An 18,457-nucleotide genomic window follows, 5' to 3' on the forward strand; every position below is an offset into this window, starting at 1 on the left:
TTTACCTTTGTTTTCCTATAATAATTTAAATATGGCAGAGAATTTAATCATAACGGAGGGAGACAAAGAACAACAATACCAAACGTTGTTCCCCCAGATAGAAGCGTTGCTGGCCGGTGAAACAGATATGACAGCCAATATGGCGAATGTTGCCGCAGCATTGAAACAGACATTCGATTTCTTTTGGGTAGGTTTTTACGTGGTAAAAGAAGATATGTTGGTGCTCGCCCCTTTTCAGGGACCGATTGCCTGTACCCGCATCCGGCACGGCAAAGGTGTTTGCGGTACGGCATGGAAAGAAGCAAAGACCCTGATTGTTCCGGATGTAGAGCAGTTTCCCGGGCATATAGCCTGCAATGCAGCTTCCAGGTCAGAGATTGTGGTTCCGGTGATCCGCGAGGGGAAAGTCATAGCGGTTCTCGATATAGACAGCGATAAGCCGGATAGTTTCGATGAAGTCGATGCAAACTATCTGGAAAGGATATGCGGGTTGCTTTGATATAAAAAATAAGAGGTGGTTAAAACCACCTCTTACAAACGAGTTTAAAAGATGATCTCTATTTTACCAAAACAAGGGTTAGCTTCGAGTGTCTTACAATAGTTTCCCCAAGCAATTTCCGGGTAATCCCAACGGTTATTGACATACAGGATCAGTTGTCCGTCGGCTCGCTTATTGGAGCGGCAAGCAACGGAGGCATCCGGTGAAATAACCGACAGGCCGGTGGACGGATTACCGGCGTTCAACGTATAATAATAGATGTTCTCCTTCATACCCTTTGCCATTTGGGTAAGCGGACGATCGCAATTCGCTCCGGCATCGGCCCAGTAATAATAATTATGCGTATCCATTTGCCAGGGTTGCTGCGGACGTTCGCCGTACGCCACCTGATTCGGGTTATAAAGAGAAGTTTCTCCCTCATTACCGGCAAACTCTCCGGCCGGATAATAACTCCAATGTCCGCGACGTTTCCATTTGAGTTGCTCCATCGTTTCGGGAAGATAGAACGAAAGTCCCGTTTCACGCAGGAAACCATTAGGCTGCCCGTTTGTCAGGTAATTGATTTCCATACGACCTTCCGGGGAAATCAACAGGCGGATATCGGTATCGACATCGTTATAACGACCCTTCAATATGACCTGTACATTTTTACCCTGCTTCATATACGTAATACTCTGTTTTCTCCAATCCGCATCGGCTGTCAGGAACTTGGTGGCGCTTTTACGGACTTCAGCTCCGGTCAGATGATTCAGGTTGATATCCAGATTCAGGAAAGGGCCCTTTTCAATAAATACTCGTCCGTCAACCGTTGCGTTACAGATTAATCCCGTTTCTTTGCAGAAAGGTATTTCGAAGCCATCGCCTTTCACGACAATACGGTCAGTATTTTCTTCAACCAGAAGCGGACCATTACGGTGCGACTGTGGCAAGGTAATCGCCGGCTGTCCCAGCGTCACAAGTGAAGCATCTATTAAATCCCCACCGGCAGTAAAGAAACGGATAAGAAGTTCGCTTCCCTCTTCCCAGTTTTCAGCCGGGATAATCAGGACTCCTTTCTGATGCGGCGCGATGGATGCTGTCTGCGTCTCTTTCTCTATTCCTTTATATATATAGCGCACTTTTATTTCATTCAGGTCAGTATGGTCGAAGCGGTTGTAAACGGGAAGCAACAGGCGCTCACCCGTCGTATAGTCACCCACTTGTTCCGTCAGCAGGCGGACAGGCGAATAGGCTTTCTTGGTTGCCCAGAACTCCGGTTTCTCACGGCGCCAGACATCGACTATTCCCCATTCACCGTAACCGACACAGTTGCCCTGGAAATCTTCCGGCTTGGCTGTACGGGCAAATTCTTTCCAGAAAGAAGTACCCATCTTCGGTTCGGGCAGCATGAACGTCTCGTCGATATATCCCCAAATCGCACCGCCCAAACCTCCGGGGGCATCAAACAGGCCGCTCCACATCTTATCGATAGAGATTCCCCAGAACTCACGGATGTTCGGATCATCCTGCAAAGTTTTATAGGTATAGCAAGCCGGGTGCGCCCATTCATCGAACAAAGCCGGGATGCCATGCCCCTGGTAATTACGCGTCGCACGTCCCCATTGATTCAGGTTGCCATCCACATCCTGATAATGCATGCTGAGAATATCATATATCGGCTTCTTCTCGCCCACCGAACCGGGATAACTGAAAATGACCGGACGTGTCGTATCCGTTGCTTTCACCCAATCCCAGCAATCCTGGAAATTCTTTCCGTACACACTCTCGTTTCCAATCGACCAGAACAGGACGGACGGATGCGAACGGAATGCCTTCACCATCTCACGGCATTGTGACAAATAACGGGGAGCAAACTCCGCACTGTCCTGCGTCCTGCCGGGAGCATAGTTCTTCTGGCGGTATGTATCGACAAAGCAGACGGCCGTTTCGCTCTCCACATAAATACCAAAACGATCACAGAAATGAAGGAAACGTTCGGAGGGCGGATAATGCGAAGTACGCACGAAGTTCATATTCGATTGCTTGAAACGAAGGGCGTCCAGGCTATCCAGTTCGGCTGTCGTGGTACGCCCCAGCGTCGGATGGATATCGTGGCGGCAGGCTCCGCGCAGCTTAACGGGAAGGCCGTTCACCAGCATACGGTCTTTTACAATCTTCACGTCACGGAAACCGATCTGCTGGCTGAAGCGGCTGATTTCCTCGCCTTCCTCACGAAGCGCAACCGTTAATGTATAGAGGTTCGGATGTTCGGCATCCCATTTCAACGGATTGCGGACGGGGAGTTCATTACTGTTTCCGTCTTCTTTCAATACAAAAATACTTTGTGACAAAGGGACCTGGCGACCTGCGGGGTCGGTCAGGCTGTAGACCACTTCGGCATTTCCCGCCGTCCTGCCGGTATAGGATACTTTCAACACGGCATCCCGGTATAACGAATCGAGATGAGTCTCCGCCGCAAAATCGTAGAAACAGGTTTCCGGCAAGGCGAAAACCGTTACATCCCGAAGAATACCGCCAATCGGATGATGGGCATACCCGGAAGCATAAGAGATATCATCGATGCGATCGGTTATTTCAAGCTGTATCTCATTCTTTTTTCCCGGCCGTACAAATTCCGTCACATCCGTCTCCCAACGGGTAAAACCGCCATGATGTTCACGCACCTGTTTTCCGTTCACCGAAAGGACCGCATGGCTATATACCCCGTCGAAACGAAGAATGACCCGTTTCCCTTTATAATCGGCCGGAAGGGTAAATGATTTACGATAAAGATAAGGCGTATCATGTTCGATAGCATATCCCTGCATAGCCAGTTCTCCCGGAACCTGAACGGTATTCCATTTACCCTGCGGGGCGAAACGGAATTGCCAGTCACCATTTAACAGCAGGGAGGACGAACTCATTCCCTCTACTTCAGCAGGTATGATATAGGATGCTTCTATCGGCAAAGCCTGCAAACCGGCTGCCATACTCCCATGCCCGATAAAGCAACAGGAAGCCATAAGTAATAAGATCTTTTTCATACTTATATGTTATTACAATTATTTCTATATTCACCACCAAAGGCAATAAAACGTCACCAATATGGCAATGACAATCAATGACATCACGTTGAACAGCCGGCTGGTACGGAACAAACCGGGACGATGGGTGGTATATTCCTCATTCATCTGTTTACTGCTGCCCAACAGGATGATCAAACCGCAACAAAGCAGAAAGACAATCCCCATACGGTCCAGCCAGGGTAATTCGGGACAAAGGAATTTCATCAGCGTAGAAAACACAAACGAACCGAGAGCCGCAGCCAATGCTCCGTTTGCCGTCGCCCGCTTATAGAAGAACCCCGCCAGGAAAATAGCCAATGCCCCCGGACTGATAAAGCCGGTGAACTCCTGGATATATTGAAACGCCTGGTCCAGCCCCGACAACATCGGAGCAATCGATACCGCAATCAGCAACGACCCGAAGCTGGCCCATCTCCCGGTCAACACCAACTCCTTCTGTCCGGCATCCTTCCTGAAATAAGAGCGATAAATATCCATCGTGAAAATAGTTGAAATACTATTCATCATCGAGGCCAGCGAACTGACAATGGCCGCTGTCAGCGCTGCAAAAGCGATCCCTTTCACTCCCACAGGCAGCAGATTGCTGAGTAACCACGGATAAGCCTCGTCCGACTTTTCCAACGGGGCATTCAGGGCAAAGGCTGCAATCCCCGGAATCACCACCAACAGAGGAACCAGCAGTTTAATAAACCCGGCAAACAACATACCGTTCTGCGCCTCTCCTACCGATTTGGCCGCCAAAGCACGCTGGATGATATACTGGTTGCATCCCCAGTAATAGAGGTTGGCAACCCACAGTCCGCCGACAATAACAGAGATACCCGGCAAATCCTTATAACTCGGATGCGACTTGTCGAGAATCAGATGAAATTTATCTTCCGCCTGTGTATAAAGGTTCGTGACTCCCTGCCATACACCTTCTCCGCCGCCCAGCATATTCAATGCGATATAAGTGGTTATCAATCCTCCGCCTATAAGGAATACCACCTGGATAACATCGGTCAGCGCCACCGCCTTCAGTCCGCCATAAATGGAATAGATTCCGGCAAAAGCCGCCAGTCCGACAATGCCCCAAATCATAGGGACACCCATCACCTTTTCGATCGTCAGTGCACCGAGGTAAAGGATGGAAGTCAGGTTGATAAAGATGAAAACAGCCAGCCAGAAAACAGCCATGACAGTCTTGACCCGTTTATCGAAGCGTTCCTCCAGAAACTGGGGCATGGTAAATATCTTCTTTTCGAGGAATATCGGAATAAAGTACTTGGCGACGATAATCAATCCCAGCGCCGCAATCCATTCGTAAGTAGCCATTGCCAACCCGATTGCATAACCGGAACCGGACATGCCGACAAACTGCTCCGCCGAAATATTAGAAGCAATAATCGAAGCACCGATTGCCCACCAGGCCAGTCCGCGCCCCGCCAGGAAATAATCGCCGGCATCCCGTTCTTCCCCTTTTTTCTTCCGGGAGACAAACAGGCCGACGAACAGGATCAGGGCACAGTAGGCGATAAAAATGACCAGGTCTATAGTATTCATGGTATCAATATTTAATGTTCTATATCTTTTTCTGAAAATATGGTCAAAATCCTCTGCGAAATTGCCTCGCTAATTAGAAAGGCATTATAGATTACCTACTAAAAAGCCTAGTTAATCAGAAAGGCACTATAATCATACTACAAAAATGCCTTGCTAATTAGCTAGGAATTATAGAAGATATACAAAGTTGCCTTTCTGATTAGCAAGGCAATTTCGCAGAAGATTATTATATGCTTCATTTCAATATCAGTCAAAATTCATCCTGCATCAAGGCCGAACGTCCTCCATCCATCAGAATCGTCGTTCCACTGATAAACCGGGCTTTGGGAGATGCCAGATAGACACAAAGTGCGCCCACCTCGTCCACCGTGCCGATCCGTTTAACCGGATGCAGGTTGATCGTTCTCCGGCGTTCCTGCTCCGCATCCGGAAAGGAGTCAAACCAGGTATCGTTGCCCGCCGTATCAATAAAACCGGGTGCTACACCGACCGTACGGATGGCTGGTCCCCATTCAATTGCCAGGTTACGCACCAGTCCTGTTATCGCCGTCTTGGTAACGCTATACGGAAAACATCCGGGTATCGTACCGAACGCATGGTTGGAAGTCATCAACAGGATGACACCTTCCCCACTCTTTTCGAGATAAGGCTTACACAACTTTGACAACCGCCAATGGGAAGCCAGATTCAAATCCAGGTTATACTGCCAACGTTCTTCGGTACATCCTTCGGCTCCCTCAAACACATTCACTCCGGCACTGGAGACCAGGATATCTATCCGCCCGAACGTGCCGACCGTTTCCCGAACCAGCGCTTCCAGGTCTTCCGGACAGGTCACATCTGCCTGCCTGTATAAGGCCCGTACCCCCTCTGCCTCTACGGCTTTCCGGAAGGCAACCGCACATGTATCGCCTGCCGCTTTCCGGGAACACCCGGCAACATGGGCTCCGGCCTTTGCAAACTCGATAGCCGTACCCAATCCTATGCCGGATGATACACCGGTAACAAGCACCACTTTATCTTTATAGTCTATCGTAAAACTCATACGCTTAAATATAGAAGTTATCGGGAGCGTTCGTAGTAATACCCGGATGTTTCTCCATCTCCTTTTCCACCAGGTCGACGCCTAAGCCGGGACGATTGGACAAATGCAGATGACCGTCGTAAACCATTTCGGCAATCGGATGGTCGATCACCGTATCTCTCCAGGGAACATCGTTGAACATAAATTCCTGACGGAAGAAATTCGGTATCGCGGCACACACATGCGAAGAAGCCAGTGTCGATAACGGCCCGTTCGGATTGTGAGGTGCAATCAGCACATTATAGGCTTCCGCCATCGTAGCCATCCGTTTCATTTCCGAAGGGCCTCCGCAACGGGTAATATCCGGCATAATCACGTCACAGACATGTTTTTCCAACAAAGAACGAATACCGAAACGGGTATAATGGCGTTCTCCCACACAGATGGCCACATCCGAAGGGATACGTTCACGCATAGCCCGCAAAGTCTGGGAACTTTCAGGGCCGGCAGGTTCCTCATACCAGGTGATATCCAGCTTTGCCAACCGTTCGGCCATCTTCACTGCTACGCGGTAGTTCAGCATGGCATGCGTCTCGATCATAATATCGAACTCCGGTCCAACCGCGTCGCGGACAGCTTTCGATACATCGAAAGCCAGGTCCTGTTGCTCGGCTGTCAAAGTCAGATTCGAGGCCAGGTCTTCTCCATAAAAATAATTGGTATGTGCAAACGGGTCGAATTTCAATCCGGTGAATCCTGCCTCTTTTACTTTCAGGGCCTGCTCCGTATAATCTTTTGCATTATGGCCACCGCCGGTAAACCAATAGTTTGCATACAACAGAATATCTTTGCGATAAGCACCTCCCAGTAATTCATAACAGGGAACACCCAACACTTTCGCCTTCAGGTCCAGTAAGGCCATGTCGATACCGCTGATAGCGCACAGGCTGGCTCCATACGGGCCGATCCAGTTCAGGTCACGATAAAGTTTTGTCCAGATAAAATCCGTTTTCATCGGGTCGAGGCCGATAATACGCTGTCCCACATGTTTGGCAGCTTCGAAAACGATCGGGCTCCCGGGCCAGTTGGTTGCTTCGCCGACACCGGTGTAGCCTTCGTCTGTATATATTTTAAGTAGCGTCCAGTTATATTTGATACCTTGTACCAACCATACTTTAACATCTGTGATTTTCATTATCTATTCCGATTTAATTACATTATACCAAACTGATCGAAAGCATCACGTGCTTTCATTCCTTCCTGAATTTTCTTTAATACCATACGCTCGCCGCGGGCTTTTTCAAGGGCGCGGGTAAAGACTTCTTCTTCAATACTGCGGGGTACGACACATACACCGTCGATATCTCCTATCAGTATATCGCCATCATTAATTCGCACGCCATCCATTTCGATAGGTACCCGATAATCAATTACTTTTCCTCTCGGCGCCTGGTCTTGTGCATAAGGTCCGTAAGAAAAACAGGGAAAGTCGAGTGCCAAAATACCTTTTGTATCCCGAGAATACCCATTGACCACTGCGCCGGCCGCTTTACACTGGATAGCACGGGCACTCATCAACTCTCCCCACAAAGCATAACAAGGAGACGAACCGGAGCAAACATACACTTCATCTTCCTTCAAGTCATCCAACGCTTCGAGCATCAACCCGAAAGAGCGTTTCAGCAACGGATTTTCTCCGCACTCTTTGCCATGTTCCAGCACATCAGCCTCCAGCACGGTCATAGCACGTCCCACCACCAGCATATCATCCCGAAGCGGACGAATCTGCGGTGGAAGGAACTGACGGGTATATCCCATCTTATCCATTATGTCACCGATTACTGCGGTATAAAGCTCCTCCTTTATCAAAGAGAACAGAGCTTTATCATCATTCCATTCTTTCATATCCATATAGTTTATCAGTATAAATTATTCAATGATTACTGATCACAAAGTTAGCCGGAGCATACAAAAAGTCAGCCTGAAATTCATATCTCAACGTATGCAGGAAGGACCTTTTACGAAAAAAATGTGTACAAAACGGAAACTACTTGGTAACTTCCCGCGGAGTGATCCCCATCTGCTGTTTAAAGACCCTTGAAAAGTATTGCGGTGATTTGAACCCGCAGATAAAACAGATTTCCTTGATCGACATCTCCGTATTGCGCAACAATTCAATCGCTTTGTTAATACGGATCTGATTCAGATAATCCAGCGGGGAAAGATTCAGGTGTTGTGCAAACAGTTTGCGGAGGTACCGTTCGCCTACTCCGGTCTGCCCGGCCACATCACTGATGGATATATCGGTCTGATAATTCATACGAATATAGGAAATTGCCTTTTTCAGCGACTCATTTGTACAAATCGGCAGGTAAGATTCATCCATGTAACGATAGATAAGAATCAGCAGTTCCGCATAGTACATCACCACCAGGTATTGATAGTATTTATTTTTTAGGTTCATCTCGTTTACAATGCGTTGGACAGCCCGCATGATACGGACATTATTCACGATTTTAATCAGGCGGTTCTCTTCCGAAAAGATCGTTACGGGAGTCAGCTCGCCTGTCTCATCCTGTGCATGCGGATTGAAACGGGAAAATATTTCCGGTAGAAATTCCAGCTGCATCAGTGTCGTTCCTTCCGAGCCTGCTTCAAAGGTATGTTCCACATTCGAACAGATAATCATCATCTCGTTCTCATTGAAACTGATACTTTCGTTTTCCAGATGAAGGATGCAGTTGCCTTTCTTTACATAGTTGATCTCGATACGTAGATGCTGGTGAGGACCGAATGTTTCAAACGGCTGGAAAGAGACGAAACGAAAGACATCTGCCAGACGTTTATATTTTAGATTCTCCGTTATCCCCTCTAAAAGTCCCCAAAGAGACTGTTCTGTTGTCTTGTTATCCATGATATTCCTTTCCCTTGTTCTGAAGCAAAGATAGAGAAAAGACAGTACCGGATTTTACACTTCGAAGAAAAAAGAAGGACCGAAATGGTATCTTTCGGTCCTTTAACTTATACAAATCGGAACTAACCTATATATTCCTTTATTTTTCCAGTAAAATAATCATTCCGCCTCTCCCCATAATCTCACATTGCTTCAAGGAAGACAGTTTTCCTTCCCATTGTGTATTTCTAATCTCAGGTAAGATATAAGAAGATGGTTTGAATCCGAGCAATTCCTCATCCAGTGTGATTTCAGCCGTCTGAGGCATATCCGTCCAGTTTGCCAGTACCACCAGCGCTTTATCACCATTCACATAAACGGTAGCCGGGATGTCCTTATTATCCGTTTTCACCGGACAACGTTCGTCCCAATAACCTCTCATCTGTGCATTCTTCATGCCAAAATCATCCCAAAGTTTCCAAAGCGGAACAGGATTTCCGCTCCACGGCAAACGGGGAAGCATTCCGTAAACCATCCCTCTGAATAGGTTCCGGGCATCCAGCGTTTCACTCATCAAGCCGAAAGGAATACCGGACATTTCCACCAGCCAGAAATCCAGCGTATTATTTGCTCTGAAACCTTCACCGATCCAGGTGCGGTCCACATAAGGTAACAGTTCCAGATACAAATGCAGTGAATTGGCATAACCGGCCCACTGGTTCATATGGTTCCAGGAATGGATATCTATCAACCGGCGCTTTCCGTCGGCATCCATAATACGACGGGCACGTTGCAATGTTTGATGGTCCAGAGCACTGTCATCAATATAAACACCATCCAGCCCCAGATTCTTTATCATCCAATCCAAACCTTCCAGATAGTAATTGTTCCAGCGGGAATCAGGGGTAGTAATAACCGAGATATCCATATCGCCGGCATATTTACCTTCATTAAAAGCATTATACCAGGCCGGAATGAAATGAGTCGTCAGGTTCTTGTTCAACCATTCGTGAGGACCGTTCCGATGGATCAGCGTACGGGCATCCTTTCCGGGACCGTCATGGATCACTTCACCACCCAGGCTACGTAACGCCCATAATTCCGGAATCTTCACCGTCAACTCACGGGTCGTATAATAAAGCCGGACATCCAGATCCTTGCTGTGTGCATCTGAGATAAAACGTTTCAGGTCCGGAACTGCTTCATCATAATAAGGATAGTTAATGAACGGATATACATCTTTCTTATGATGGATATTAATCATATTGGCACCTGCTTCCAATGCAGCAGGGATATAACCGGCACTCACATCGCTGTTGGAATGGTAGAAACGTTTTTCCGCCAGTTCTTTCAGGTTAAGCGGTTTCACCGGAGTAACCAGCATATTAAAATTATAATGAAGAACATCACCTTTCTGCATAGTACGTTCACCACTATAGGCCGTCATCAGGACTGTACCGTCTTTATCGGGCAGAATATCGATACCGCCCTTATTGGCATTTCCCCACGAAGCAGGCAGGTTCAGTTTACCTAAACCATAATAGATATTCACCAGCGGGCGGACATAGTTTTCATCTTTGAAGCAGAAGTTCAGACCGGCATTTATATTTCCCATCCAGATCTTATCCTGATGTTTGTCGACATTCCATTGCCAGTTAATTACAGAATCCGGACGGAAACCGCCTTTATGTCCCAATCCCATCATATATTTGGCAGCATACGAAGTATAAGGTATTTCCAGGCGGATATCCTTTACTTTCACGTCTCCCAGGGATTTCACCTGTATCTGATAATCGACCAGGCCGTCGAAACCGAATTTACCGAAACACTGTACTTCAAAATTACGGTTTTTCCGGGTAGCTATCCAGTTTACCGACGCATTATTCCGTCCGGTGATCCGCAGGGAACCGGGTTTCAGCACATCTTCGCCATTCTCCGTTTCTATCACGAACCGCATTTCTCCTGCCAGAACAGGATTATTGCTCTGATCGTTCAACTGGTTACTCTGATCATAACGGGTAGAAAGGGATTGAGGAAGACCTTCTTTCGACAGCTCCATCGTTCCTCCCAACCAGGAAATCGTTTGTTTCTGTAATTGAACCGGGACATACGGAGCCGTCGGTTCATCGGCATTACCGATGGAAGAATCCAGCCAGCGCAGGCGGGTTTTCCTCCATCCATCGTTATCCCCGTGGTTGGCAATGGGAGAACCTTGTACGGTCAATTCACATGCGATCTCTACCGGTTTGGCATCAGCAGCTTTGATCGTAACTTTTCCTTTATAAACGCCGCTTGCCGTTACAGGTACATCGGAACCGATCCATAATGCCTGCACATTTCCTTTGGAGACATTCACCGTCTTTTTAAAAGATTGGCCATTCGTATCAGTCCCTCCCAGGTTAAAACAACGGAAAGCAGAAGCCGGAATCTTATTTCCCTTTTCATTCTTCCAGTCGGAGAAGATAACAGATACGTCCGACAAGGTTTCATACGGAGCGAAGATTCCTACCTGCCAGGTATAGAACTCACCCGGAAGACAATCGCCCCGGAACTTTGTACGTGAATCGGCCGACCGTTCCACCCAACGCACAGGGATTGCATCCGTCATACGGATATCGTGTTCCCGGTCTTCTGTAAAACAGAAGTAACCGGCTTCCGGGTTTTCCTGTATCAACCTCTTCACCGCATCCGATGAAGCCACACGGCGCATTTCCGAGTCCTGCTCATTCACCGTACCCTGTCTTTTCAAGTCATCGAAGGCATTCGTTACATCATCCTGCGCCTGCATAACACAAGGCAGAGCCAGAAACGAACATACCATCAGGTACTTAATTTGTTTTCTCAACATTGTAGTATTCTTTTGATAATTGTTTGTATTTGTCCAACATTCGGCGGGCAACAGCCACTTCGTCTCCTTCCGTTACCGGAGTACGGGCCTTACCCGGACGATCAACGAAAGCCAACTCCCAGTCAGCCAACGAATCATAAAACTCATTCGCACGGAAAGCCTGACGGCCTAAATCCATCTTTGCATCTTCCTCCCTATAAATCGTTCCGTTATCGAGATGTCCCTGCAACATATCATAGAACTGTTTCCAACGTTGCAGATAATATCCCTCGATCAAACCGGTCCATTCACGCCATGAGTAATCAAATTGACGTACATCGACCTGTCCGCCCCAGATAGTCACCAGTGAAGAGGCATTCTTTTCAAACAAATTGCGTTCTTCATCGGTCGTTCCCCAGGCACGGGCATCAGTCAACCACTGGTCAAAGTTAAACTCTGTACAGGTACGAAGCAAGATATCTACATCTTTTAATAACTCGAGGAAACGTCCGGAGTGCAGAGCAAATGCCTCTTTATCCTTTTTCTTAAATGCCTCGGCGGCTTTTTTATGTATTTCCTGTCCCAGGTTTGACATAATCTGACGTTGTACATCTACAATATCGAAACGATAAGGTCCGGATCCTTTCAATTGTTCCGCATCCTTTAATAAACACACTTCAGCTTCTATCAATGATTGCGGATCATAAGGAATATTAAAACCGGCATTCGGCCCCGACTTCTTCACATCCACAGCAGGACGGGCACAGATGATCGAACTGGACTCGACCCCATTCGTCCCGGCCCGATAAGGACCCGCCAGCAATAACTCCCAGGCCTTATTGGCGGCATCCGAAAATGCGCCATAACGACGTTCCGCATATTTATTCAACCATTCTTCCAGCTTTACCGAATCCTGATGAACCGGCATTTCAAATGCCAACTCATAAAATACAGGATTTTGTCCGATCGACTCCATGAATAAACCGGAACCTACCACATTCGGCGTTTTCTGTTTCGCTTTCATAAACTGATTGGATGATACCAGCGGCAAATCTCCGTGAAGATTGACACGTCCGCCGAAGTTATGCAGATTACCAACCACAAAATCATGATTACAGAAATGATCTTCTCCCCCTAACGCCCCGTTCAGGCTCAATACGAGCAGGTCATGTTTCGGTACGACGGATGCAATATCTTTCCGGAAGCTCCAGGCTTGCATCACCCACAACGCATCCGGATCGAACGTCTTCATCAATTTATGGATGGAAGAACCTACAGCATTCAGATATTCAGGGGTATCCACAGGCGGCTTGCTTTCATGGAAAGGATCGGCTGCATAGAGTCCGTAAGTTCCATATAATTTCTGTTCCTCTTCCAGAAAAGTTTTCCCCAGTTCCGTAAACAACGGATCCAGCGGATCTAACTGGCAGATACCTTCAAATCCATACCAATCCGGTTGTTTCTGTATCTTTGCTTCCGGAAACTTTTCCATCATCTTACGAGGTACAGCACCGGAAAAACCTTGCTGTATCGGTGTCATGCCTAATTCCAACTGACGGTTTACCACTTGTTTACCCAAAGCAATATGCGAATCGATCCACGATTTCGGCAGCGGTCCGCCAAAACTTTCGATATTAGGCATCCACTGCCAGGCAAAATGGGCAGGATCGACCAGATAAGAACGCGCTTCCTCATCCGTAAAACCGAAACGAAGCAGTGTATTATACCAAACACCTTCCAAACCGACAACCGACAAAGGTGTATTGATCGAATTCATAGCCATATAGTCGATCTCACGCTGCCAACGTTCCCAATCCCACCAGGCACCGGTATAGCTCAAGGTACAATAATTAAAATAGACACGATACTTACCGTTAATTATCCGGTGTGTCGTCTCAGCTGGAACAGGCAATGTCGCCGGTAAGTTCAACTGGTCGCCGAACCAGGAAACATGGGCATTACAATGATATTTCAAATACTGGTTATAAGCTGTTGCCAACGATACCGTATTGTTCCCCCGCAACACAACCTTGCCGTTCTCCCCAGCCACTTCATAGACATCGTTCCCGTTCTCCGGCTCTATCAGTTCCAGACTAAACTGCTGACTATAACCCGGAGTAATACGTTCGATCAAGTCATAAGCAGCCTGTATCTGCGGGTCTTTCTGACAAGACATCAGAGATAAAATACAAAAAAGCAAAAATACTTTACTTACAATTCTCATGGTATAAATCTTTATAATTATTTATATTACTAGACGTAGAAAAGCCCGTTTACCCTATAAGGATACGCAAATAAACTTACTTTACACGTTCTACATATCTATGCCCGGGATGATTGTCAGTTATTCTTTTCCCTTACGGCAGACAACCGGATCTCTTCCCCTACCGTTTTAAACTCAACAGAAGCATACTTGTCCATATTCTCCGGATGAGCAAAGGAACAAGAAAACACAAAAGAGACTTTTCCTTTCGGAATATTCATCTGATCCGTCTTTACGGAGAGGCGTTTGATTTCATTCCAGTTCTTATCGTAAACCAGAAATGAATCTCCCCCAGTATATTTCAGGTATTGCCCTTCTTCCAATACACAATCCGGCCGGATCGTGGAATAATTGGCAATCTCCAGCGAGATATCCGATATACGGTCATTCGCCTTTAAGATGAACTGAACCGGCTGGCGATCATTCTTATTCTCGAACTCCCATTTGGAAACGACCGGCTCACCGGGTTGAAGGATTTTGTTTGTATGTCTGAAACGTTGAACCTGAAGCGGAGATAACAGCCAGGATGTCGCAGAAGTTTCCGTTAAAGTGTATTCATTGGAAACATGTTCCATTTCCTTTTTCAGTTCCTTCGGGAAAGCTCCACACAAACGGGCATTCTCCCATTCGCGGATCGCTTTGATGATCGCATCCGACTCTCCGTTATTCGCTACATTTTCCTTATTGGTAACCAGTGTATAACCGGCATCAAAGGCAGCCGAACGCGCCAACAGCCATTCAATATCCTCGATACTGGTATTCGCGTCGAATTTAAACCACCCCAACATGCAAGGGATCAGATTACGACGATAAAAATCCTGGTTCATCAGACGATAGTTCATCTGGCTCTCACGAAATCCGGCATACCAGGGCTCGCCCCAGTTCATCCGGGTAAAAGTATGCCAGTTATAATGGGTCGTCATGCTGGCATCGTTAATGCAATTACGGTATTCGGGCAACAGATTATCATACCATTCTTTCATCATCAACGACAATCCATACTGTCCCAGACCGGTAGACCAGGCCCCTTCCAGGCCGTCAAAGGAAATCTGTTGCACACCTGTATAGTTGAAGATACCCGCAATATTACGAGCAATCTCTTTAGTCAGTTCCGTATCCGACAAAAATACCTTGTAACCATGATCCATCAACTTGCCGATCGTATCTCCTTTGGAATGGGCTACAGCTTTCGTACCCCACGCCCCACGCTGGCAATTAAGTAATTTCCACGGAGCCGTTTCGCTTACCCGTTCATAACGGATCAGTTCATCACCGATCATCACACCATGCAGGCTGTTATTTTCCATCTGGTTGAAAAACAAAGGATCAGCTATTTCAATAGTTTGCTGATCCGGATTGAGACCGGATGCCAGTATTGAACTTCCGACCTTCGCCAGACGCTTATCCGGGACAGGCGTTACATAGGCATCGTTGGTCGTAATAAAATTGGAAAGGGTATGAAATCCCAATTTAATTCCGGATTGTGCAGCTTTATTCACGCAGTCTTTCAATCCGTCCAGACCTGTAGGGAACTCCGACGGGTTGAGTTTAAAATTACCCCATGTCAGGAAAGGACCTCCGTGATACAGGTACTTCAAGCCGGTCCGTTTAGTAAAGGCAATTGCTTCTTCTATATTATTTTCATTGAACGGATAAATGATATAGGCCTGCGCCGCTTCGGGCGCCCGTTTCATCCAGACACCGTTCAGTTCCGGATGCGGCAGACTTTCCGTTAATTCTATCTCTTCGATATGATCAAGCACCTTATCAGCCGGACAACCGAACAAAGCAATGCTGCTGCCGATCACACCGCCATCTTCATAAGCAGGAGCCGTATAATGCGTATGTCCCCACATCGGAACAACCCGTTCATGATCCCGGTTACGGCAATAAGCCTGTAAAACACTACCAAACTCCGTATGTTTGGCAGTCTGTCCGCGATATAAGACCTTCATCGAATCGGCTACATCGACCAAAGATGTCGTTGCAAAAATATCGAATGCCAGATCTATATCATCTTCTGTCGAAGGATAACCGCCGATTGTTTTAGGGTTCAGCGCTTGTATCCCTATTGCAAAGAGACTATCACGGACAACACCTACACACTCCCCTATCGTTTGGCTAATGGAAGTGGCATAAGGTCCCCATACAACCAGGTCGATCTCTTTATCCGATCGAACCTCCTGCACCTCGAAAGTAACAAACTCTTTCTTCTGCTCCGTTGCTATTGATAAAATGATCTGATTTTTCGGGTAAGTCAGTAAAAGAATGCCTTCCCCTTCATCCCAGGATGCACCTGCCGGATTTTCATACTCCCCACCGACACGAATTGCCAACAATGGAGAAAGTTGCCCGGAAGATAAATATTCTTTATGATGCGTCTTATCCAGTAAAGAAGATATATTCCCATTCGCATCGATAACCAATCTGAACGTATCCGTTTCAAAACTCATCACCTGTCTCTGACAGGCAGACAGTACGCATAATAATATGCCGATTATAAATATAAAGTATGTTTTCATTTGATAAGCCAGTATTAAAAAAACGGATTCCGGTATCTTACTCATTAAGGTAAACCAGAATCCGTCTTACGTATTTTAGAATCTAATTATAACACAGGATCAAAACTGCCTCCCCAGTCCTTATTCTGATCGAGATTCGGATTCTTTTCTATTTCATCCTTACTGATTGGAAAGAAATAGTAAGATTCAGGCATGTACATGGCATCTTCACTCGTAGGATTCTGGAAGATCAGGTCGATCACTTGATAATCGAATTCCTCCGGCATCAAAGTGTAGCTAGCTGCCCGGTTCATCGCATCAGTCATATCGATACCGGCTTTCAGGTTAGCCAGGATACCGTACTTATGCTGTCCGTTCAAATAAGTATGCAGCATACGGTGACGACGTAAATCCCAGAAACGCTGGCCTTCAAAGCAGAACTCAATACGTTTCTCATCCAATAAAGCCAAACGCATTTCCTCCCGTGACATTCCGGCTTTCAACCCATACAGATTGTTTGCTCCTGGTTCGATACCTGCCCGTTTACGGATAGCGACCAGCGTTTCATAGCCTTCAGCCGTACTTCCGTTCTCATTGGCAGTTTCCGCTAAGTTAAACATAATTTCCGGATAACGTATCTCGAGCCAGTCTACATCATTCAGAGTAACCTGTGCTACCGGAAGCTCTTCCATGATTCCTTTCTTACAATATAAACCGGTACGGTTATGATGTTCGCCTTGTATATTATATCCGAAAGCATCCAGCGAATTAGCAATGTTCGGTGTCGTATATTGACGACGTCCGGCTTTACCGCTCAATTCATAAATACCTCCGTTATAAACAATGACGGCATCGAAACGCGGGTCTCTGTTTTTCCAGAATTCCTGTACGTTATAAGAATATTTATCGGATTCACCGGCTTTCTTACCGTCTTTCATCGGGAACGATTCAACTAATCCCCAGGTCGGTTGGTCACCGCCGGTTGCATTCTTCGATTCCGACAACGGGCGAACTGCATCTTCCGCACGTCCGTTCACTTTGGTAGGATTAGAATATATGATCGGCAGGATCGCTTCCGAATGTTTTTTCGTTTCAAAGACATCCGTATAATTATCGACCAGCCCGTAACCATTCTGATCCAGCAACTCTTTTGCCGATTTCGCTGCATTATAAGCATCTTTCCAATAACTGTTGTTGTAAGGGTTAGACGGGTTGAATTGAGGGCTTGCCTTGTATAACAGGACACGACTTTTAAAGGCAGCTACGATACACTGATCAATGCGCCCGTAACTATCTCCGGAATTTTTGACCGGTAAAAGTTTAGCTGCTTCATCCAAATCGGAAAGGATAAATTCGAAACATTCGGCAGTCGAATTTCGCTTCACATTCAAATCATCTTCCAACGACTGAGGTTCTTTGATAATGGGAACGCCTCCATGCAGACGGACCATCTTAAAATACTGGAACGCACGCATAAAATAGGCCTGTCCCTTCATCAAATTCTTTTCACTCTCAGGCAACGTCCCTTCATCTACATTCTTCAACAACGTATTAATATTACGGATGCTGGTATAAGGCCAGAACTTAAACGACGAATTATTCGGTTGTACGGCATCTTTTCCCATAATACCCAAGCATTCATCTGAATTTCCGCCATCCCGGGGCCAGGTTAAATTCAATACATTCCCATATATATCGGTCAGGAACGCCGATGTCAGCTTCGAATCATTCCACACATCCGGGCCATAATTACTCAAATCTTTTGTATCCAGCACATTACAACCAGAAAAAGCTAAAAGGCTTGCGGCTATTACTGCATATATCTTTTTCATACTACTAAATA

At 46.6% G+C, this 18,457-nt stretch carries 11 protein-coding genes; 1 reads left to right on the forward strand and 10 read right to left on the reverse strand.

Going from position 1 to position 18,457, the window contains the following annotated elements; translation table 11 throughout:
• Positions 1–31: 31 nt before the first annotated feature.
• Positions 32–499: a free L-methionine (R)-S-oxide reductase MsrC gene (msrC, locus tag C825_RS17990; protein WP_010803514.1), complete on the forward strand. Its 468-nt coding sequence runs from the start codon at positions 32–34 to the stop codon at positions 497–499.
• Between the two features lie 44 nt (positions 500–543).
• Here the strand turns inward: msrC and C825_RS17995 are convergent, their stop codons facing one another.
• The 10 genes from C825_RS17995 to C825_RS18040 all read right to left on the reverse strand — a co-directional run bounded on the left by C825_RS17995 (position 544) and on the right by C825_RS18040 (position 18,446).
• Positions 544–3,522 (reverse strand): glycoside hydrolase family 2 protein, encoded by a 2,979-nt coding sequence (locus C825_RS17995; RefSeq protein WP_010803515.1) that lies wholly within the window; start codon positions 3,520–3,522, stop codon positions 544–546.
• Between the two features lie 30 nt (positions 3,523–3,552).
• Positions 3,553–5,106, reverse strand: coding sequence for a sodium/sugar symporter (locus C825_RS18000; protein WP_010803516.1), 1,554 nt, complete (start codon positions 5,104–5,106; stop codon positions 3,553–3,555).
• A 250-nt stretch (positions 5,107–5,356) separates the two neighbouring features.
• The gene (locus C825_RS18005; protein ID WP_010803517.1) at positions 5,357–6,151 is read right to left on the reverse strand and encodes an SDR family NAD(P)-dependent oxidoreductase; all 795 of its coding nucleotides are present in this window, start codon (positions 6,149–6,151) and stop codon (positions 5,357–5,359) included.
• A gap of 4 nt (positions 6,152–6,155) precedes the next feature.
• Positions 6,156–7,325 carry a mandelate racemase/muconate lactonizing enzyme family protein gene (locus C825_RS18010; protein WP_010803518.1) on the reverse strand — a complete coding sequence of 390 codons (1,170 nt, stop codon included), beginning with the start codon at positions 7,323–7,325 and terminating at the stop codon, positions 6,156–6,158.
• Between the two features lie 17 nt (positions 7,326–7,342).
• The gene (locus tag C825_RS18015; RefSeq protein WP_010803519.1) at positions 7,343–8,035 is read right to left on the reverse strand and encodes an RraA family protein; all 693 of its coding nucleotides are present in this window, start codon (positions 8,033–8,035) and stop codon (positions 7,343–7,345) included.
• Positions 8,036–8,177: 142 nt separating this feature from the next.
• Positions 8,178–9,044: an AraC family transcriptional regulator gene (locus C825_RS18020; RefSeq protein WP_007653369.1), complete on the reverse strand. Its 867-nt coding sequence runs from the start codon at positions 9,042–9,044 to the stop codon at positions 8,178–8,180.
• Between the two features lie 139 nt (positions 9,045–9,183).
• The gene (locus C825_RS18025) at positions 9,184–11,871 is read right to left on the reverse strand and encodes a glycoside hydrolase domain-containing protein (protein ID WP_010803521.1); all 2,688 of its coding nucleotides are present in this window, start codon (positions 11,869–11,871) and stop codon (positions 9,184–9,186) included.
• Positions 11,852–14,074 carry an alpha-N-acetylglucosaminidase gene (locus C825_RS18030; protein WP_010803522.1) on the reverse strand — a complete coding sequence of 741 codons (2,223 nt, stop codon included), beginning with the start codon at positions 14,072–14,074 and terminating at the stop codon, positions 11,852–11,854. The genes C825_RS18025 and C825_RS18030 overlap by 20 nt, the downstream gene beginning before the upstream one ends.
• A gap of 116 nt (positions 14,075–14,190) precedes the next feature.
• The gene (locus C825_RS18035) at positions 14,191–16,635 is read right to left on the reverse strand and encodes a hypothetical protein (RefSeq protein ID WP_010803523.1); all 2,445 of its coding nucleotides are present in this window, start codon (positions 16,633–16,635) and stop codon (positions 14,191–14,193) included.
• 86 nt (positions 16,636–16,721) lie between these two features.
• On the reverse strand, positions 16,722–18,446 hold the full coding sequence (locus C825_RS18040; RefSeq protein WP_010803524.1) for a RagB/SusD family nutrient uptake outer membrane protein: 1,725 nt from the start codon (positions 18,444–18,446) through the stop codon (positions 16,722–16,724).
• Positions 18,447–18,457: the final 11 nt, after the last annotated feature.

This window comes from Parabacteroides sp. ASF519, assembly GCF_000364265.2.
GTDB classification, from domain to species: Bacteria; Bacteroidota; Bacteroidia; order Bacteroidales; family Tannerellaceae; genus Parabacteroides; species Parabacteroides goldsteinii.